This is a genomic window from Arthrobacter sp. MYb229 (assembly GCF_002975405.1).
Classification (GTDB): Bacteria; Actinomycetota; Actinomycetes; order Actinomycetales; family Micrococcaceae; genus Glutamicibacter.
The window spans coordinates 13,922-33,143 of sequence record NZ_PCPS01000005.1; the positions used below are offsets into that span (position 1 = coordinate 13,922).

The following is a 19,222-nucleotide window of genomic DNA, read 5'->3' on the forward strand; positions in this document are numbered from 1 at the left end:
TTGCTCCTGCGAAGGCGGCCTAGCTGGAGTAGGCGGAGTTTTCGTGGACGTAGTCGTGGGTCAGGTCGTTGGTGAGGATCGTCGCCTCGATCGCCCCGGCGTTCAGGTCGATGTCGATGGTGACGAAGCGGTCTTCCAGCGAGATCAGATTGCGGTCCTCGCCGACGCCGCCGTTTTTGCAGACCATCACGCCGTTGATCGCCACGTTCAGCTCATCGGGTTCGAAGGCCGCGGCCGTGGTGCCGACCTCGGAGAGCACCCGGCCCCAGTTCGGGTCCTTGCCGAAGATCGCGGTCTTGACCAGGTTCGAACGGGACACCGCGCGGGAGACCTCCAAAGCGTCGGCCTCGGTGGCCGCGTTGTAGGTGCGCACCGCGATGGTGTGTTGTGCACCTTCGGCATCGTCGATCAGCTTCGCGGCCAGCTCCTGGCACAGATCTGCCAGGGCGGCGGTGAATTCTTCCAAGTCCGGGGCGATGCCCGAGGCGCCGGAGGACATCAGCAGCACGGTGTCGTTGGTGGACATGCAGCCATCGGAGTCCGCCCGGTCAAAGCTCACCGCGGTGGCCGCGCGCAGGGCCTGGTCCAGCGCCTGGGGCTCGAGCACCGCATCGGTGGTGAGCACCACGAGCATGGTGGCCAGCGCCGGGGCGAGCATTCCCGCACCCTTGGCCATGCCGCCGATGCTATATCCGCTCACGCTGCGCGAGGCGATTTTCGGGACGGTGTCGGTGGTCATGATGCCGGCGGCGGCCGCATCGGCGGCTCCCTGGCCGTCGGCGAGCGCTCCGGCCGCCTGTTTCACCCCGGGCAGCAGCTTATCCATGGGCAGTTGCATGCCGATCAGCCCGGTGGAGGCCACCGCCACGTCGCCCGAAGAGAGGTTCAGCAGTTCGGCCACGTATTCGGCGGTGCGGTGCGTATTTCCGAATCCCTCGGCACCGGTGCAGGCGTTGGCGCCGCCGGAGTTCAGCACGATCGCATCCACCCGGGCGTCCTTGATGATCTCCTTGGACCAGTGCACCGGGGCGGCGGCCACGCGGTTCGCGGTGAATACCGCGGCGGCGGTGAAGTCCGGGCCCAGGTTCTGCACCAGCACGACGTCGTTCTTGCCGGTGGATTTCAGGCCCGCGGGGACCCCTGAGGCCAGGAAGCCGGCCGGTGCGGTGACGCCGGCCAGTTCGGCCGGCGGAAAGGTGGGGGTGTGGGACAGGCTCACGGTGCGACTCCTTGCATCATCAATCCGGTGGTTTCGGGCAGGCCGAGGGCGATATTCATCGATTGCACCGCGGCGCCCGCGGTGCCCTTGGTGAGGTTATCCAGCGCGAGGGTGACGATCACTCGTCCGGCGTGCTCGTCGAGCGCCAGCTGCAGTTGCACGTGGTTGCTCGCCTGCACCGCGCCGGTGGTCGGCCACTGGCCCTCGGGCAGCAGGTGCACAAATGGCTCGTTGGCGTAGGCCGATTCCCAGGCTGCGCGCAGCGCGTGCGCGGTGACTCCGGGCTTGATCCGCGCGGTGGCGGTGGTCAGGATGCCGCGCGGCATCGGCGCGAGGGTCGGGGTGAAGGATACGGTGACTTCCTCCCCGGCGAGCTTGGACAGGCCCTGCTCCATCTCGGGGATGTGGCGGTGGATGCCGCCGACGCCATAGGTGCTCATCGAGCCCATGGTTTCGCTGCCCAGCAAATGGGTTTTGGCGCTCTTTCCGGCTCCGGAGGTGCCCGAGGCGGAGACGATGACCACGTCCTTGGCCTCCAACAGGCCCGCGCCGTAGCCCGGGGCGAGGGCCAATTGGCCGCCGGTCGGGTAGCAGCCGGGGACGGCCACGCGCTTGGTGCCGATCAGTTGTTCGCGTTGGCCGGGCAGTTCGGGCAGCCCGTAGGGCCAGGATCCGGCATGCGGCGAACCGTAGAATTTCTCCCAGGCGGCGGCGGATTCCAGTCGGTGGTCTGCCCCGGCGTCGATGACCAGGGTGGATTCGGGCAGGGCCGCGGCGACCGCGGCGCTCGCGCCATGCGGAAGGGCGAGGAAGACCACGTCGTGCCCGGCCAGGTTTTCCACGGTGGTCTCCACGAGCACGCGCTCGGCCAGGGAGTGCAGATGCGGGGCGACGCCGCCCAAGCGCAGCCCGGCCTGGGAGTGCGCGGTGATCGCACCGATCTCTACCTGTGGGTGGTTGGCCAAAATTCGAAGGACCTCGCCGCCGGCGTATCCGCTGGCGCCGGAGACAGCAACTGAAATCGTCATGACCTCACTCTACAACTGGTTATGCATCAAACCTAATAAATATGCATAAATAGTTCGTCATTTACGCAACCCGGGGCTGCCACCCACCCGGCTCACACCCTTCAGTCCTAGACTGGTTACCAGGAGCCGTCAGCAATATGGCATAGGGACAAAGATTGGAAGCGCATCGCATGAATCAGCAGAGCATACTCGTCTCCCACGCAGGTGGGCCCGAAGTTTTGGAGCTCGGCGAAACCCCAATCCCTGCCCCGGGCGCAGGGCAGGTGCTCGTCAAAGTCGAGGCCGCCGGCGTGAACTTCATCGAAACCTATCAGCGCTCGGGAGTCTACGCCGTGGACTATCCGTTCACCCCGGGCAGCGAATTCTCCGGCACCGTCACCCAGGTCGGCGAGAACGTGCGCCATTTGAAGGTCGGCGACCGGGTCGCCACCTCCAGCGGCACCAAGGGCTACGCCCAGTACGCCGTGGTCGGCGAGACCGAGCTGGGCAAGGTGCCCGACAAGGTCGACCTGCGATTGGCCGCGGCGCTCCCCCTGCAGGGCATGACCTCGCACTATCTGACGCATTCGAGCTATCTGGTGCATTCGGGCGATGTCATCCTCAGCTACGCCGGCGCCGGCGGAGTGGGACTGCTGCTCACGCAGATCTTGAAGATGAAGGGCGCCACCGTCATCACCACCGCTTCCACCCAGGAGAAGAAGGACCTGGCCCGCGCCGCCGGAGCCGACTACGTGGTGGATTATGACCAGGTCGAAGCCACCGTGGACAAGGTCACCGGCGGAGTGGGCGTGCACGCGGTCTACGACGGCATCGGCAAGGACACGTTCGAAACCTCGCTGAAGGTACTCAAGCGCCGCGGCACGCTGGTGCTCTTCGGCGGGGCCAGCGGCCAGGTTCCGCCCTTCGACCTGCAGCGGCTGAATGCGGCCGGGTCGCTGACCGTGACCCGGCCGAAGCTCTCGGACTTCCTGGCCACGGACGAGGAACGCGCATGGCGCTTCGGCGACGTCTTAGGCTGGGCCGCCAGCGGGGACTTGGATGTCCGCGTCGGGCAGAAATTCGCGCTGGCCGACGCGAGCAAGGCGCATAGTGCGTTGGAATCGCGCAAAACCACCGGCAAGGTGCTACTCGTACCCTAACTCCCAGCCCCAGTTAGCTAATGCCTGCCACTGCACCTCAGCGGCGGGCATTAGTCGATTAATGAACTAGCGCTTTGAGCCAATAGCCACTGGCCCATGCCGCTGGCCGATTCCATCTTCTGGAACCACGGCAGCACTCCGGTTTCGAAATACGAGCCACGGTGAAGCGTCCTCTTCGCCAAGATTCCGCAGACCATGCAGCCGGCGGAAAACCACCGATCTTCCGAGGGCCCGCAGCGAGCCGGGCCAGCCCAGATCCCCGGGAACCCAGAATCTAGAATCGCGAGGATCCCCCGGCGCCGGAGAAGCTGCCGCCACCGGAATAGCCGTGGGAGACGCCCGAGGAGCTGGCGGCCTCCCGGGAGGTGTCCACCGCGTTGACCCCGGTGGCGTACCCGGCGTTGTAGGAGTTCACCCGCCAGAACATCGAAGCCGGGTAGATCACATCGAGAATGGATCCCGAACGGCTCGCACCGGTGCTGTCGTAGCGGGAGTGGCGCAGCGCTTCGTGCATCTCCTGCTTCTCTTCGGCGCTCGACGCATAGACCTCGACCTGCGCGCTAGCGTAGGCATCGAGTCGTTCGGTGAGCTGGCTGCGCAGTTCGGACAACTTATCAAGGGCGGTATCCACATCGAGCTTTTCGGCCTTCAGCTCGTTGCCCAGATCTGCCACGGCGCGTTTTGCGGTGGCGGAGTAGGAATCCAATGCGGCGGCTTGTGCCTGCAGTTCTTCCGGCGCATCTTCGATCAGCGCGGGCAGCTCGGTCAGGTCTTCGAGCAAGGGTGCGGTTTGGCGGCGCCAGGCATCTTCCCACGCGGCACCGCGGGTGTAGAGGGCCGCGGCGTCGTTGATCGCATCGTCGGTGAGGTCCAGGGCCTGGGCGTTGGCGTGGAATTCCTTGGCGCGAGCCACCCCGGGGCTGCTTGAACGCAGCTTCTTGCTCGCCTGCGCCAGCTCTTGCTGCGTGGTGAAGCAAGCGCGGTAGGTGGCGGCAAAGTCGGCGAAGCGTCGTTCGAGTTCCGCGGCGTGGTGCGAGTCGCCAGGCAAGGTGCGCGCGGATAGTTCGGTGGCGTCCAAATCCATGGTCACATTGGTCAGGTGCGCGCTGCCCGATTCCAGCTGCTCGGCGAAGCTCTTTCGCCGCCCCGAACGCACCGCGAGCGCTATGCCGGTACCTCCGATGGCGCCCAGGCTCCCCAGCCCCACGGTCCAGCCGAGCGCCGGATGCCGATACCAGGGGCGGTTGATGATGTTCGCGCCGCGCGCGGCGACGGCGACAACTCCGTCGGTCCAGCGGGCCTGGTTAAAATCCTCGGAGCCCGCCTCATGGATCGAGCGCATCTGGGAGTCGGACACCTTGCGGTCCTCGCCGAAGTAGGTCCCGATCTGGCCATCTCCAGGGCCCTCCACGGACAGCGTGATGATGAAGTATCCGTCGGCCCAGTAGTCACCGTAGTCCTCGGGGTCCGCCGAAATCCATTCGGGGTGCGCGCTGCGGGCGTGGCCTAGCGTCTGGCTGTTGATGTCATCCGCATACTGGCCTTCACGCGAATACACGGCGACCTTGGTGGGCTCGTTGAAGTCGATCTCGCCCACCGCATCGCGCAGCTTCTGCTCGTTGAGCACGTTGGCGGTGTCATCGATGGTGATCGAATCCAGGTTTATTCCCTCTGCCTGCGCCGCGGGCGGCACGGCGAGGAACAGCAGCGTGGCGGCGGCCGCCGCGGCCAGTGCACGGCGTGGAGAATTTAGCTGGCGCATGGAGAATTCCTCTCAGGCAGATGATGCGAATTATTCCGAACGTTAGGCCAATAGCTCCATCCTAACGGCTGGAACGGGGTAGCCGCGCAGTCCGCGTGGCGCCGCGGCACGCTGCCAGGAGGAGCAGCGATGTGATTCCAACGACCAATTGACCCTTCAACTTCCCGGTAGGCGGTCCGAGGGTATTTAATGGGTTCTGGACGCCGCAACGTCCGATCCCCTCCAGGATCCGTACCCCCTTTTCCGAGAGTTCACTCCCCCTGAGCGCTCGAACCACTTGTGCATGACACTTTAGTGAAGGGACGGATCCGCCAAGTATGGACTCCGTAAATAGTTCAAAGACCGAGGAGCCTGGGCTCCACTCGCCCCAGTTCCCTTCCGGTGCGCTAGCTCCTGCCGAGCGCACCCTCATCGACATTCTGCAGGCCACCGCCACGGCGCATCCCGACGCGCCGGCCATTGACGACGGCGAACGCAGCGAAAGCTACGCGGAGCTGATCGAGGAGGTCAAGGCGAAAGCCCGCGCCCTGCATGAACACGGGCTCGGCGCCGGCGACCGAATCGGCGTGCGCGTCCCCTCGGGAACCCGCCAGCTTTATGAATGGATCCTCGCGATCCTCTGGGTCGGTGCCGCCTACGTACCGGTTGACGCGGACGATCCGGACGAGCGGGCGAAGGTGGTCTTCACCGAGGCCGAGGTCGCCGGCATCGTGAAGGGCCTGGAGGAGATCGTGGTTTCCGCCGATCGCCCCACCCCCTTCCCGAACCCGCGCGCGCCGCAGCTGGACGACGACGCGTGGATCATCTTCACCTCCGGCTCCACCGGCAAGCCCAAGGGCGTGGCGGTCTCCCACCGTTCGGCCGCCGCCTTTGTGGATGCCGAAGCACTCATGTTCCTGCCCGAAGACCCGCTGAACACCTCGGACCGCGTGCTGGCCGGGCTGTCGGTGGCCTTCGATGCGTCCTGCGAGGAGATGTGGATCGCCTGGCGCAACGGCTCCTGCCTGGTTCCCGCCCCGCGGGCGCTGGTGCGCAGCGGCATGGATCTGGGCCCCTGGCTGATCTCCCGCTCCATTACCGCGGTCTCCACGGTGCCCACTCTCGCCGCCCTCTGGCCGTCGCAGGCGCTGGAGTCCGTGCGCCTGCTGATCTTCGGCGGCGAAGCCTGCCCGCCGGAGCTTGCCGGACGCCTGGCCACCACGGGCCGCGAGGTGTGGAACACCTATGGCCCGACCGAGGCCACCGTGGTGGCCTGCGGCGCCACCATGGACGGCAGCCTCCCGGTGCGCATCGGCCTGCCGCTGGCCGGCTGGGACCTGGCGGTAGTCGACGGAGAGGGAATTCCCGTCGCCGAAGGCGAAACCGGTGAGCTGATCATCGGCGGGGTGGGCCTGGCCCGCTATCTGGACCCGGAAAAGGACGCCGAGAAGTACGCGCCCATGCCCACCCTGGGCTGGGACCGCGCCTACCGCTCGGGCGACGTGGTGGTCAATGACCGGCTGGGGCTGATCTTCATCGGCCGCGTAGACGACCAGGTAAAGATCGGCGGCCGGCGCATCGAACTCGGTGAAATCGACGCGGCGCTGAGCGCGCTCGACGGCGTGTCCAGCGCCGCGGTGGCGGTGCGCGAAACCGGTACCGGAAACAAGCTGCTTGTCGGCTATCTGGCCGCCGACGCGGGCTATGACCTGGATGCCGCGCGCACCGAACTGCTCAAGGATCTGCCCGCGGCGATGGTGCCGCTGCTCACCGTGGTGGACAGCATGCCGATGAAAACCAGCGGCAAGGTGGACCGCAACGCGCTGCCGTGGCCGCTGGCCGGGGCCGAATCCGAGCAGTCCGGCGAGGAGCTGGCCGGGCTCGATGAGACCGGCGACTTCGTGGCCCGGGCCTGGAAGGGCGCGCTGGGCATCGCGGCCTCCAGCGCCGACTCCGACTTCTTCGGCTCCGGCGGCGGCTCGCTCTCCGCGGCCCAACTGGTCTCCGCTTTGCGCGCCCGCTACCCGGACCTGACGGTCGCCGAGCTCTACGACTACCCGCGCTTTGGCGCGCTGGTGGAATACCTCGGCGGACAGCAGGTCAACGACGAGGTCATCGAGCCTCGCATCGTCAAGCGCACCAAGCGCATCACGCAGATCGCCCAGACTCTGCTCGCGGTGCCGCTGTTCATCCTTTCCGGCCTGCGTTGGTTCACCTACCTGATGCTCGGTCACTGGTTCCTGCTCAGCGTGGGAATCCTCGAAGCGCAGCTGCCGATTCCGTGGTATTCGATCGTGGCCTCCTGGCTGATCTTCGTGACCCCTGCCGGGCGCATGGGGCTCTCGATCCTGGCCAGCAAGCTCTTGCTGCGCGGGCTGAAACCGGGAACCTACCAGCGTTCGGGCTCGATGCACCTGCGCTTGTGGCTGGCGCAGCACATTTCCGATGTGGTCGATCCGATTTCCCTGGCCAGCGCGCCGCTGCTGCCTTGGTACGCGCGCATGCTGGGCGCAAATATCGACAGAACCGCCACCATGCACACGCTGCCTCCGGTGACCGGAATGCTCACCGTCGGACCGGGGGCCACCTTGGAGCCCGAGGTCGACGTCTCCGGCTACTGGATCGACGGCGACCAGGTGCATGTGGGCCATGTGAGCGTCGGCGATTTCGCCTCCGTCGGCGCCCGCTCCACCTTGGTTCCCGGAGCAGTGGTTGGACCACACACCATCGTGGAAGCCGGATCCGCCATCTACGGCGAAACCCGCGAGAACTCGCGCTATGCCGGATCCCCGGCCGCTCGCGAGGGACGGGCCAAGCCACGCTGGCCCGAAGAAATTCCGTCATACCGGGTCCTTCCGCGCGTGCTGGGCGCGGTCGGTTCGATATTGCTGAACCTCTTGCAGTGGTTGCCGGTGGTTTTGGCCGTGTTGGCGGTCACTCCGATGCTGCGTGCCGAGGAATCGCTGACCTCGATCGGCTGGAAAATCATCCCGGCGGTGCTGCTTGCCGCGCTGGTATGGTTCCTGTCCATGATGGCGCTGATCGTCATCGAGGTGCGGTTGCTGTCCATCGGCCTGGTCGAAGGCTGGCATCCGGTGACCTCCCGGGTCGGCTGGCAGGCGTGGGCGACCGAACGCGTGCTGGATACCGCCCGCGATGTGCTCTTCCCGCTCTACGCTTCATTGTTCACCCCGGTGTGGCTGCGGCTGCTCGGCGCCAAGGTCGGCCGTGACGTGGAAATCTCCACGGTGCTGCTGATCCCGAAGATGACCGCCATCGCCTCGGGCGCTTTTTTGGCCGATGACACCATGGTCGCCTCCTACGAATTGGGCGGCGGCTGGATGCATATCGCCCCGGTGCGCGTGGGCAAAAAAGCGTTCCTCGGCAACTCCGGCATCCTGCATGCCGGTCGCCGGGTGCCTAAGCGCTCGCTGATTGCGGTGCTTTCGGCGACCCCCCGCAAGATGAAGGCCGGAACTTCCTGGATCGGCTCTCCCCCGCATAAGCTGCGGCGCACCACGGTGGATGCCGAATCCGAGCGTACCTATCAGCCGCCGATGAAGCTCAAGATCATGCGTGCGGCCTGGGAGCTCTCCCGTTGCCTGGCGGTCTTCACCACGGTAGGCATCGCCGCCGGAGTGCTCTGGGCGCTGTCCGCGCTGGTGACCCACGTGAACCCGCTGTCCGCCGCGCTGCTCTCCGGCGCGGTACTGGTCTTGGCCGGAGCTCTCGCCGCAGCCAGCGCGTTGGCCGCCAAATGGCTGGTGGTCGGGGTGATCCGCCCGGGCGAGCACACGCTGTGGAGCTCGTTCATCTGGCGCACCGAGATGGTCGACTCCTTTGTGGAGCTGGTCTGCGCCCAGTGGTTTGCGCGGCTGGCCTCCGGCACGCCGGCGCTGGTCTGGTTCCTGCGTGCGCAGGGCGCAAAGATCGGGCACGGGGTGTGGTGTGAAAGCTACTGGTTCCCCGAGGCAGACCTGGTCACCTTGGAAGATCACACGACGGTGAACCGCGGCAGCGTATTGCAGACCCACCTGTTCCACGACCGCATCATGTCCATTGACACGGTCACCCTCGGGTCCGGGGCTACGCTCGGCCCGCACAGCGTCATCCTGCCGGCTGCGAAGATCTCCGATGGCACCACCACCGGACCGGCTTCGCTGGTGCTGCGCGGCGAGGTGCTGCCAGCAAATACCTACTGGCGCGGCAATCCGGCGGTACGCTGGAACATCACACCCGACGAATCACAGACAGCATAGGACCGCGCCGGATGCCCCAGAAGATCTTGGATGAATACACCAAGCACCACGGTTCGGCCGCGTACACCGTGGACCACTACGACCTGGAACTGACTTGCAAGCTCGCCAGCAACCTGCTCGAAGGCAAGGCGGTACTGCACCTGCGCGCGCTCCAGGACCTGGACACCGTGCAATTGAACCTGCACGGGCTGCGCGTGCTGAAGGCCACCTGCCAAGGCAAAAAGGCCCAGGTCTCCAAGCGCAACCACCGCATCGAGGTGCAGCTGCCGAGCCGCTTGGCCGCCGGCGAGCGCACCGAGCTGACCCTGCGCTATGCAGGCAACCCCGGGGTGCAAAACGGCATCTGGGGCGAGGTCGGCTGGGAAGAGCTGACCGATGGGGTGCTCGTTTCCGGTCAGCCGACCGGCGCGGCGACGTGGTTCCCCTGCAACGACCACCCGAGCCACAAATCCACCTACCGCTTCTCCATCGCCACCGACGCCGGCTACCGGGCGGTGGCCAACGGCGAACTGATCAACCATTCACGCGCCGCCAGCCGCGACACCTGGGTCTACGAGCAGCGCGAACCGATGGCCAGCTACCTGGCTACCTTGCAGATCGGCCGCTATTCGGAGATCCCCTTCGACGAGGATCGGCATCTGGTGGCCTATGCGGTGCCCGGCATGGATCTGAAGGTCCGCGGGGCCTTCGGCAAACAGACCGAAATGGCAGAGGTCTTCGAACGGCACTTCGGCCCGTACCCCTTCGAGAGCTACAAGATCGTGGTGGTCAACGACGAGCTGGAGATCCCGCTCGAGGCCCAGGGGCTGAGCATCTTCGGGCTGAACCACCTGTCCATGGACTGGGAGGCGCAGCGCCTGATCGCCCACGAATTCTCCCACCAGTGGTGGGGCAACTCGCTGACCCTGAAGCGTTGGAAGGACATCTGGCTGCACGAGGGCTTCGCCTGCTTCAGCGAGTGGCTGTATTCCGAAGCCGCCGGGGTCATGCCCATGGCCGAACGCGCCCGGCTGGCCTGGGAACTGCTCGACGGGCAGGACCAGGATTTGGCCATCGGGGATCCGGGGGCCAAGGACATGTTCGATGACCGCGTATACAAGCGTGGCGCGATGGCGCTGTTCGCGCTGCTCGGAGAGCTTGGCACCGAAACCTTCTACACGATGCTCAAAGAGTGGGCGGCCGCCCGAAGCCACGGGCACGTAGACACCGAGGCGTTCATCGCGCACGCCCAGGGTTTCGCCCCCGACGCACTGGATGTCGCCGCCCTGCTGCGGCCGTGGCTGTACGACCAGAAGCTGCCGGTTTTCCCACGCTAGCGCGCCGCATAGAACACCACCTACGAACCGTCGAGTCTGCTCGGCGGTTCGTTTCTTTAAGCGCAGTAGCGCACTGCTCCCTGGTCCTGCCCGTTTGCATCGTCGGATTCTGAATGCCAAAAACTTCGCTACTCGGTATTGCTAACTACCAGTAGTCTGCGATACTATCTACTGGTAGTCATTATCACTAGATAGCGCTTGGAGGGCCTCTATGGCAAAGCAGATGACCGAAATGCTCAAGGGCACCCTGGAGGGGATCGTCCTGGCGATCTTGGATGAATCTCCGGCCTACGGATACGAAATCACCGCACGGCTGCGCGGCAAAGGGCTCAGCGACATCGTCGAAGGAACCGTCTACGCCCTGCTGATCCGCTTGGAGAAACGCGGTCAGGTCGACGTGGAAAAGGTGCCCTCGGAAAAGGGGCCACCGCGCAAGGTCTATACCTTGAACGCGATGGGCCGCGATTACCTCGAAGAGTTCTGGAAGAGCTGGTTCTTCCTCTCCGAGCGCATCGAAGCATTGCACAAAAACTACACCAACCACCCAGAAGGAAAATCCTCATGAGCACCAAATGGTACGAAGTCCTCACCGGCCAGCTGCAGCAGAAAAAGCAATACAAGGAAGCCAAGGCCCGCTTGGACGCGCTGCCCGAGCCCTACCGCGCAACGGCTACGGCGTTGAATCGCTACTTCATGTATTTCGGCGGCATCACCGATGGGGACACCCTGGTGCAGATGTTCATCGACCACGCTGACCTGTGGGAGCGAGCCTCCATCGACCGGCTGCCGCTCCGTGAAGTTGTTGGCGAGGACCCAGTGGAATTCGCTGAAAACTTCACCCTGTCCTACGGAGGAAAACAATGGATCGACAAGGAACGCGCCCGGCTGATCAAGGCAGTTCAGGACGCGAAACGAAGCGAAGAATCATGAACACCGAGAGTGCACCCACCGCAATCAGCGTCCGCGGGCTGAAAAAGTCGTATAAGGACCTCCAGGTGCTCCGCGGGGTTGACCTGGAGGTAAACCCCGGAGAGATCCTGGCGCTGCTCGGCTCGAATGGCGCCGGGAAAACCACACTCGTGCGGATACTTTCCACGCTGCTGGCCGCAGATGCAGGCAGTGCGCTCGTCGCCGGTTTTGATACCGCCACCCAGGCGCACCGGGTCCGCGAAACGATCAGCCTGACCGGTCAATTCACCGCCATCGATCCGGTGCTCAGCGGCCGCGAAAATCTAGTCTTGATGGCGCAGCTGCGTCACCTGAAAAACGCGAGTCAGCATGCCGAGGAGTTGCTGGAACGATTTGCGCTTAGCGACGCTGGCGACCGGAAGGCCGCGACCTATTCCGGTGGAATGAGCCGCCGGCTAGACATTGCGATGAGCCTGATCGGGAATCCACGCATCATTTTCTTGGACGAGCCAACCACCGGCTTGGATCCGCAGGCACGCTTGGAGGTCTGGGATACCGTACGCCGGCTCGCCGCGGACGGCACCACCGTGCTGCTGACCACGCAGTACCTCGACGAGGCCGAACAGCTGGCGGATCGTATCGCGATCTTGCACCGGGGAACCATCATTCAAAACGGGACCCTCGACCAACTCAAGGACTTGCTGCCGCCAGCCCACGTAGAATACGTGAAGAAACAGCCCTCCTTGGAGGAAGTGTTCCTCGCCTTGGTCGGCGCCCCCGATCAGGAGCAGCCATGACCACCCACGCGCTACACGACACCGGCGTACTCACCGGACGCTCGCTGCGTCATATCCTGCGCAGTCCCGACACGATCATCACCACCGCGATCACCCCGATCGCCATGATGCTGTTGTTCGTTTATGTGCTCGGAGGTGCAATCAATACCGGCACCGATGGCTCCTACATCAACTACCTATTACCCGGGATCCTGCTGATCACCATTGCCTCGGGCATTGCGTATACCGCCTACCGGCTGTTCCTGGACTTGCAAGGGGGCATCTTTGAACGCTTCCAGTCCATGCCGATCTCCCGATCCAGCGTGTTGTGGGCGCATGTATTCACCTCGCTGCTCGCAAACCTGGTATCCATCGCCATCGTCATCGGGGTGGGACTGCTGATGGGCTTCCGCGCCCAAGCCTCAATCGGTGGCTGGTTGGCGATAGTCGGGATTCTGGTGCTCTTCGTCTTGGCGTTGACTTGGCTCGCGGTCATCGCCGGGCTGAGCGCGAAGACCGTAGATGGGGCCAGCGCATTCAGCTACCCGTTGATCTTCGCCCCATTCATCAGTTCCGCTTTTGTGCCTACCGCCTCGATGCCCTCTCCGGTGGCCTGGTTCGCCGAACACCAGCCGGTGACCTCCATCGTTGACACGCTTCGGGCCTTATTTTCCGGACAGCCGGTTGGACAAGAAATATGGGTGGCGCTGGCCTGGCTGCTGGGAATCCTAGTGATCGCGTACTCGCTGGCGAATCTGATCTATCGCCGTAAAATCAGCTAGCCGCGAGATGACTGCAACCGAGCCGAGGCATGCGCATCTCCCTTACCCGACTCGGCTCGGCGGATCGCCCACAAAGATTGAGCGGCTTCGCTGCGCATAGCAGGCCACCGCTGCACCAATGAAATTTCAACCGGATCGTTAACCGGCGAACGCCGACCGTTCCCCGCATTCCCCTTCGACGCCACGAGGCGAAGCCCGCGCCCTGCGAGTTCAATTTTCGCTTCTGTCCAGCAAACCGCATTAATCACATCTACCCTTTTCAAGCCCTGGTTTCCCAATTGTTCATCTTGTGTTAACCGGGAAAAATTAGGCTGGGGTTATGACGGTTGAACTCCCCCTCCTCGAAGAGGCTTTCCGCGGATATTCGGTTCTAGACAATGACGACGACCCGGTCTTAGTTCGCGCCGACGGGAGCATCGTGGACACTTGGCGGGAGGACTACCCGTACGAGGCCAAGATGGACCGTGTCACCTACGACGCGGAGAAGCGAGCGTTGCAGATCGAACTGCTGAAGCTGCAAAAGTGGCTCAAGGTGCATGGTCGACGTCTGATGATCGTCTTCGAGGGCCGCGATGCCGCCGGCAAGGGCGGCACGATCAAGCGGTTCGCCGAGCACCTGAACCCCCGCGGCGCTCGTGTAGTCGCGCTCGAAAAGCCGACGGAGCGCGAATCCAGCCAGTGGTACTACCAGCGCTACATCGAGCATTTCCCGACCGCCGGGGAGATCGTGCTCTTCGACAGGTCCTGGTACAACCGCGCCGGGGTGGAACGCGTGATGGGGTTCTCCACGCAAAACCAGGTGGAGCATTTCCTGGAGCAGACCCCGCACTTCGAGCGGCTGCTCGTCGAGGAGGGCATCGACCTGGTGAAATTCTGGTTCTCCGTCTCCGCCGGCGAACAGCTGACCCGCTTCACGATTCGCCGGATCGACCCGGTGCGCCAGTGGAAGCTCTCCCCCATGGACCTGGCCTCGCTGGACAAGTGGGATGACTACACGGCCGCGAAGAAGCAGATGTTCTTGAAGACCGATACCGAGCACGCCCCGTGGACGGTGGTGAAGTCCAACGACAAGAAACGCGCCCGGTTGCAGGCGATGCGCCACGTGCTGAACCTCTTCGAATACAAGGGCAAGGACCACGAGCTGGTAGGCACCCCGGACCCGAAGATCGTCGGCCGCGCCGCGCGGGTCATCAACCACGGCGAGGAGTTCTAGCGCCGGTCCTTGTACCTCGGCCGCAGCCGGCACTACGCTGAGGCAACCGACAAACACCGCCGCCAGTTGACGGCGGGATGCCCAGCGCGAAGGAACGATCATGGCCGAATCCGCGGAAACCGAGCGGCGAGCCGCCGCGCCCGCTCCCTATGTGCTCTTCCCCGGGACCGCCCGGGAAGCCTTGGGCCGCTACGCGCAGATCTTCGGCGGGGAGCTTGCACTGTTCAGCTACGCAGAATTTTCCCGCACCGATGGCGCCGGCGAGGCGATCGCCCACGGAATGCTCGATGGCGTGGTCACCCTCTTCGGGGCGGACGCCGCCGAAGGGGAAAAGTCCGTGGCCATGCAGGGGCTGATGCTTTCGCTGCTGGGAACCGCGCCCCCGGAGGTTTTACACGGCTGGTTCGATAAGCTCGCGCAGGATGGTTTGGTGATCGATCCGCTCGCGGCTAAGCCGTGGGGCGCCACCGACGGGCAGGTTGTGGACCGCTTCGGGCTGCACTGGCTGATCGGCTACGAACCCGAAGGCTAGGCCCCTCCGGAGCGCGACGGCATGCTTTATGAGGGCAGCGGATTCCCGTACGGATAATCCACCCACACCCCATCGCCGCGCTCGGGGCAGTGCCGCTCGGCCCCGTTGCGCACGCAATGCGTGTCCGCCGGGTAGCGGTGCCCCTGCAGCAGCTTGCCGAATTCGATCGATCCCAGATCGGATACCTCGCGTCCGTCTCGGTAGCGCAGCGCGTAGTTGAAATAGCGGAAGCGGCGCTTGGTGAACCGGCGGATCCCGGACAATGCCGAGGCGCGCACCGCAACGGGCAGCTCAAGACTCATGGTGCCATCATTCCGCATGGCCGGACGCGTCGAATCCGCTGGCGACGACCGTGGTGAAATGCTCAACGACGGGGAACGGCTCGTAGAAGTGATGCAGCGCCTGCTTCCACCGCTGGTATTCCGGCGAACGGCGAAAGCCCTCGGTGTGGGCCGCAACCGACACCCAGCGCACCAGCAGCAGATAGTCTCCCGGGGATTCGATCGAACGCGATAGCTCCAAGTTCGCGAACCCCGGTTGGCATTCGATCAGCTTTCGCGCCTCGGCGAAGGCGGCCTCAAATTCTGCTTCCTGCCCTTGTCGGACAGGAAGTATCGCGTGTTCCAGGATCATTCTCTGAGCCTAGCAATTAACGGTTTAGCGGATCCTATGTGACGCGCCGCGGCCCGCCGTCGCGAGGGCTAAGCGGCCCACCGCTCGCTTCGTGGGCCCCGTTTTACGAGCTCACGCGCGGAAGATGCGGCGCGGGATCTTGGCTGGCTCCGCTGCCCTATCCAGATGCGGCGGCTCTGCCTATGCTGGGAGGCGTAGGTCCCATGCCGCGTCCAACAATACGAAGGAAGGCATCCTGATGGAACCAGAGACCCTTGTGCTCGCCGGAATTCTTTTGCTGTCGCTGATCGCGGTGACCACCGGAGGTCAGCTGCTGCTCAGGATCACCACCGGTGCGCTGTACGCCAATGAGCTGCAGAAGTCCTGGTTTCGTGCCGGGCACGCGCATGCCGGCGTGCTGCTCGTGCTTTCTCTGGCGCTGCTTCCCTATACCGATCATTTCGCCACGGAGAACTTTTTCGGCTCTGTGGCTCGGCTCGGCGTACCAGTTGCCGCGATTTTGATGCCGGCGGGATTCTTCCTCAGCGTTATCGGCAAGGACCCGCAAAAGCCCAGCAAGCTAGCTTGGCTGATCGCGGTCGGGGCCGCTTCGCTCATTGCGGGCCTGCTCGCCGCGGGAATCCTGGCCATTCAAGCCGGGGCCGGCGGATAATCCACCGGTTCGAGGGCGCGGGTTTGTCCCGTTGAAAGGGCTGGCAGGTTCGGCAGGCGCAGCTTTCGAAGGTTTAGGAGCCCAGCTCGTCTTCGGGAAGCGTGGCACGCGGCCCCAAGGGTTCGTCGGTTTCCTCTTCCCACTCCATCGTGGGTGTGGGTGGATCATCCAGGTGCACGCCGGCGCCGCGTTGGATCATGGTGACCGCCCCCATCGCCAGGAATACCGCAACGGCAACCGCCGCGGCACCGAGCACCAGGATCAGCAAGACGGCGCCGAGGCGCGAAGCTACACGTGAGCCCATGGGATACCGCCTTCCGAGTCTGCCATAAACGCTAATTCTATCCGTTCGCGCCAGATTCGGCCGGGACAACGGCAGAAACCTTCGGCCTGTTCACGAAATTTTCATCCGGCAACGGCGAACGCCCCGAGATTTCCGCGGGCTGCGGATCTCTCGGGGCGTTGGGCATGATAGGCCGTGCCTAACGCTGGGTGGCGCCGAACTTCTCGGTAGCCAGGGCCACCGCGGCGGCGCGCGCCTCGGACGCTTCATCGGCGGTCAGCGTGCGATCCGCGGAACGGAAACGCAGCCCGAAGGCCAGCGACTTCTTGCCGTCCTCGATGCCCTTGCCCTGGTAGACATCGAATAGGGCGATGCCTTCGAGCAGGGCACCGGCACCTTCGCGCAGGGTGCGCAGCACGTCGCCGGCGACAACGTGCTCGTCCACGATCAGCGCGACATCCTGAGTGGCCAGCGGCTGGGTGGACAGGTGCTGTGCGACGACCACGGCGGGAGCGGCTGCCATCAGTGCGGTGGCGTTCAGCTCCATGGCGACCGTGCGGGCCGGCAGATCGGCGTCCTTGAGCAGCTGCGGGTGCAGTTCACCGGCGTAGCCGATGACTTCTCCGTTGAGCTTCAGTGCTGCGACACGGCCCGGGTGGAAGGCCTGGTGGCTGCCCTGGGCAACCTCCAGCGGTGACCCGAGCAGATCCGCGATCGTGCGTGCGGTATCCAGCGCGTCGGCCCAGTCCCAGGCGCGCGGGGTGAACCCGGCGCCTGCGGCGGCCTCGTGGCCGGTGAAGACCGCGGCCACATGCCACGGCTGCTCCGGCACCCCGCCGAACAGTTCGGCCAGTACCTCATCGCTTGGCTTGACGCCCAACGGAGGCAGCACCGATGAGCCCAGCCGTTCGCCCGGCAGGAACACCAAGCCGCCCTCGTAGAGGGCCAGGTCGCGGAATCCGCGGCCCAGGTTACGCCGTGCGGTGTCCAGCAGGCCCGGCAGCATCGAGGTGCGCAGGAAACGGAACTCCTTGGAGATCGGGTTGGCCAGGGTCACCGCGTCGACCGTGGTTCCGGCCACCGGTGCGCCGAAGGCGTTGTTCTGCGCCGCGGAGACGAACGGGTAGGACAGGATTTCGGTCAGCCCGAAGTCGGCCAGGCCCTGCAGGATGCGGCGGCGCTGGGACTGCGTGCGAGTCAGGCCGCGGCCCGGAGGGGCCACCGGCAGGGTCGCGGGGATCTGGTCGTAGCCAACCACGCGGGCGACCTCTTCGACCAGGTCCTCCTTGATCGCCAGGTCCGGGCGCCAGCTCGGTGCGGTGACCGAGAAGCCGACGGCGGTCTGCGCGACGGACGCGCCGATGCCTTCCAGCGCCTCGATGGTCTGCGCGTCGGTGTACGGCACGCCGATCAGGCGTTCGGCGTATCCGGCCGGCAACTCGATCACGGTGGGCGCCGGGATTTCGCCGGCGTCGGTGACCCGCGCGGTCTCGGTTCCGCCGGCAAGTTCGACCAGCAGCTGCACCGCGCGCTGTGCGGCGATCTGCATCACCTGCGGGTCAACTCCGCGCTCGAAACGCTTGGAGGCTTCCGAAGGCAGCTTGTGGCGGCGGCGCGAGCGGGCAATGGAGACCGCATCGAAGTGCGCGGCCTCGATCAGCACGCGGCCGGTCCCATCCGATACCTCGGTAGTGGTCCCGCCCATGACGCCGGCGATGCCGATGGCACCGGACTGATCGGTGATCAGCAGGTCCTCGACGTGCAGCTCGCGCTCCTTGGCGTCCAGGGTGGTGAGCTTCTCCCCGGGGTTTGCCCGGCGCACGGTGATGGGCCCGGTGAGCTTGTCCGCATCGTAGAAGTGCAGCGGCGCGCCGAGTTCGAGCATCACGTAGTTCGAAATGTCCACGATCAGCGAGATCGAACGCATGCCGGCCAGCTGCAGGCGCGAGGCCATCCAGCGCGGGGTCGGGCGGCTCGGATCGACGCCGGTGACTTCGCGGGTCACGAAGCGGGTGCAGCCTGGCACGCCGTAGATCGGGGCCTGGTCCGCCAGGGTGACAGGCAGGCCTGCCTCGGCGGCCGCGGTGACCTTCACCGTGGTGGCCGGGTCGGTGAACGAGGTTCCGGTGGCCAGCGCGTATTCGCGGGCGACGCCGCGGATCGAGAAGCAGTATCCGCGGTCCGGGGTCACGTTGATCTCGGCGGCCTGATCGGTCAGCCCGAACAGTTCCATGACGTCGGTGCCCAGCTCCGGGTCCAGGCCCAGGGTGGAGAGCACCATGATGCCATCGTGGTCCTCGCCGATGCCCAGCTCGCGGGAAGAGGCGATCATGCCGGCCGAGACGTGGCCGTAGGTTTTTCGCGGGGTGATCTTGAAGTCCCCGGGCAGCACCGCACCGGGCAGGGTGACAACAACCTTGTCGCCCTCCACGAAATTGTGCGCGCCGCAGATGATGCCCTGCACCCCGGATGGCTCGATGCCCTCGCCGGTCAGGGTCTGTTCCTGGCCTTCCGGAACGACGCGGACCTGGCACCAGTTGATGGTCTTGCCGTTGGTCTGCTCCTCCTTGACCAGGGAGAGCACCTGGCCGACGACGATCGGGCCGGACAGGGTGTCGGAGGGACGGTGCACGTCCTCTTCCTCGAGGCCGACCTTGACCAGGTCTGCCATAATGTCTTCGGCCGAGGCGTCGGCCGGTACCTGCGCATACTCGCGCAGCCATGAAAGCGGAATACGCAT

General features: G+C 65.0%; 17 protein-coding genes. 10 read left to right on the forward strand and 7 right to left on the reverse strand.

The annotated features are described in order from the left end of the window. Window positions 1–19: 19 nt before the first annotated feature. Window positions 20–1,219 carry a bifunctional glutamate N-acetyltransferase/amino-acid acetyltransferase ArgJ gene (gene argJ / locus CQ019_RS13930; protein WP_105554650.1) on the reverse strand — a complete coding sequence of 400 codons (1,200 nt, stop codon included), beginning with the start codon at window positions 1,217–1,219 and terminating at the stop codon, window positions 20–22. Next, a complete protein-coding gene (gene argC / locus CQ019_RS13935; RefSeq protein WP_105569957.1) occupies window positions 1,216–2,247 on the reverse strand; it encodes an N-acetyl-gamma-glutamyl-phosphate reductase in 1,032 nt (343 codons plus the stop codon). The genes argJ and argC overlap by 4 nt, the downstream gene beginning before the upstream one ends. A gap of 170 nt (window positions 2,248–2,417) precedes the next feature. On the opposite strand from argC, the gene CQ019_RS13940 reads away from it, so the two are divergent. Then, on the forward strand, window positions 2,418–3,386 hold the full coding sequence (locus tag CQ019_RS13940; RefSeq protein WP_105569958.1) for a quinone oxidoreductase: 969 nt from the start codon (window positions 2,418–2,420) through the stop codon (window positions 3,384–3,386). A 274-nt stretch (window positions 3,387–3,660) separates the two neighbouring features. Here CQ019_RS13940 and CQ019_RS13945 read toward each other — a convergent pair whose 3' ends face one another. Then, window positions 3,661–5,148, reverse strand: a complete 1,488-nt coding sequence (locus CQ019_RS13945; protein WP_105569959.1) for a DUF5129 domain-containing protein — start codon at window positions 5,146–5,148, stop codon at window positions 3,661–3,663. Between the two features lie 317 nt (window positions 5,149–5,465). Between CQ019_RS13945 and CQ019_RS13950 the strand changes: the two genes are divergently transcribed. From CQ019_RS13950 to CQ019_RS13985, 8 genes are all read left to right on the forward strand, one after another. After that, window positions 5,466–9,386, forward strand: a complete 3,921-nt coding sequence (locus CQ019_RS13950; RefSeq protein WP_105569960.1) for a Pls/PosA family non-ribosomal peptide synthetase — start codon at window positions 5,466–5,468, stop codon at window positions 9,384–9,386. Window positions 9,387–9,397: 11 nt separating this feature from the next. Next, complete coding sequence (locus CQ019_RS13955; RefSeq protein WP_105569961.1) at window positions 9,398–10,702, forward strand: M1 family metallopeptidase; 1,305 nt, start codon at window positions 9,398–9,400, stop codon at window positions 10,700–10,702. A 211-nt stretch (window positions 10,703–10,913) separates the two neighbouring features. Further along, window positions 10,914–11,267 (forward strand): PadR family transcriptional regulator, encoded by a 354-nt coding sequence (locus CQ019_RS13960; RefSeq protein ID WP_105554656.1) that lies wholly within the window; start codon window positions 10,914–10,916, stop codon window positions 11,265–11,267. Beyond that, a complete protein-coding gene (locus CQ019_RS13965) occupies window positions 11,264–11,632 on the forward strand; it encodes a DUF1048 domain-containing protein (protein WP_105569962.1) in 369 nt (122 codons plus the stop codon). The genes CQ019_RS13960 and CQ019_RS13965 overlap by 4 nt, the downstream gene beginning before the upstream one ends. Then, window positions 11,629–12,408: an ABC transporter ATP-binding protein gene (locus CQ019_RS13970; protein ID WP_105569963.1), complete on the forward strand. Its 780-nt coding sequence runs from the start codon at window positions 11,629–11,631 to the stop codon at window positions 12,406–12,408. The genes CQ019_RS13965 and CQ019_RS13970 overlap by 4 nt, the downstream gene beginning before the upstream one ends. Next, window positions 12,405–13,169, forward strand: coding sequence for an ABC transporter permease (locus tag CQ019_RS13975; protein ID WP_105569964.1), 765 nt, complete (start codon window positions 12,405–12,407; stop codon window positions 13,167–13,169). Before CQ019_RS13970 ends, CQ019_RS13975 begins: the two co-directional genes overlap by 4 nt. A gap of 319 nt (window positions 13,170–13,488) precedes the next feature. Beyond that, a complete protein-coding gene (gene ppk2, locus CQ019_RS13980; RefSeq protein ID WP_105569965.1) occupies window positions 13,489–14,382 on the forward strand; it encodes a polyphosphate kinase 2 in 894 nt (297 codons plus the stop codon). Window positions 14,383–14,482: 100 nt separating this feature from the next. Continuing rightward, window positions 14,483–14,914, forward strand: coding sequence for a VOC family protein (locus tag CQ019_RS13985; protein WP_105554660.1), 432 nt, complete (start codon window positions 14,483–14,485; stop codon window positions 14,912–14,914). Window positions 14,915–14,940: 26 nt separating this feature from the next. Here CQ019_RS13985 and CQ019_RS13990 read toward each other — a convergent pair whose 3' ends face one another. Further along, window positions 14,941–15,216 carry a hypothetical protein gene (locus tag CQ019_RS13990; RefSeq protein WP_105554661.1) on the reverse strand — a complete coding sequence of 92 codons (276 nt, stop codon included), beginning with the start codon at window positions 15,214–15,216 and terminating at the stop codon, window positions 14,941–14,943. Window positions 15,217–15,223: 7 nt separating this feature from the next. Beyond that, a complete protein-coding gene (locus CQ019_RS13995) occupies window positions 15,224–15,547 on the reverse strand; it encodes an antibiotic biosynthesis monooxygenase (protein WP_105554662.1) in 324 nt (107 codons plus the stop codon). Window positions 15,548–15,785: 238 nt separating this feature from the next. On the opposite strand from CQ019_RS13995, the gene CQ019_RS14000 reads away from it, so the two are divergent. Next, window positions 15,786–16,199: a hypothetical protein gene (locus CQ019_RS14000; RefSeq protein WP_105554663.1), complete on the forward strand. Its 414-nt coding sequence runs from the start codon at window positions 15,786–15,788 to the stop codon at window positions 16,197–16,199. Between the two features lie 73 nt (window positions 16,200–16,272). Here CQ019_RS14000 and CQ019_RS14005 read toward each other — a convergent pair whose 3' ends face one another. Together CQ019_RS14005 and pheT are read right to left on the reverse strand one after the other, a co-directional pair. Next, window positions 16,273–16,503 carry a hypothetical protein gene (locus CQ019_RS14005; RefSeq protein ID WP_105554664.1) on the reverse strand — a complete coding sequence of 77 codons (231 nt, stop codon included), beginning with the start codon at window positions 16,501–16,503 and terminating at the stop codon, window positions 16,273–16,275. A 178-nt stretch (window positions 16,504–16,681) separates the two neighbouring features. After that, window positions 16,682–19,222 carry a phenylalanine--tRNA ligase subunit beta gene (gene pheT / locus CQ019_RS14010; protein ID WP_105569966.1) on the reverse strand — a complete coding sequence of 847 codons (2,541 nt, stop codon included), beginning with the start codon at window positions 19,220–19,222 and terminating at the stop codon, window positions 16,682–16,684.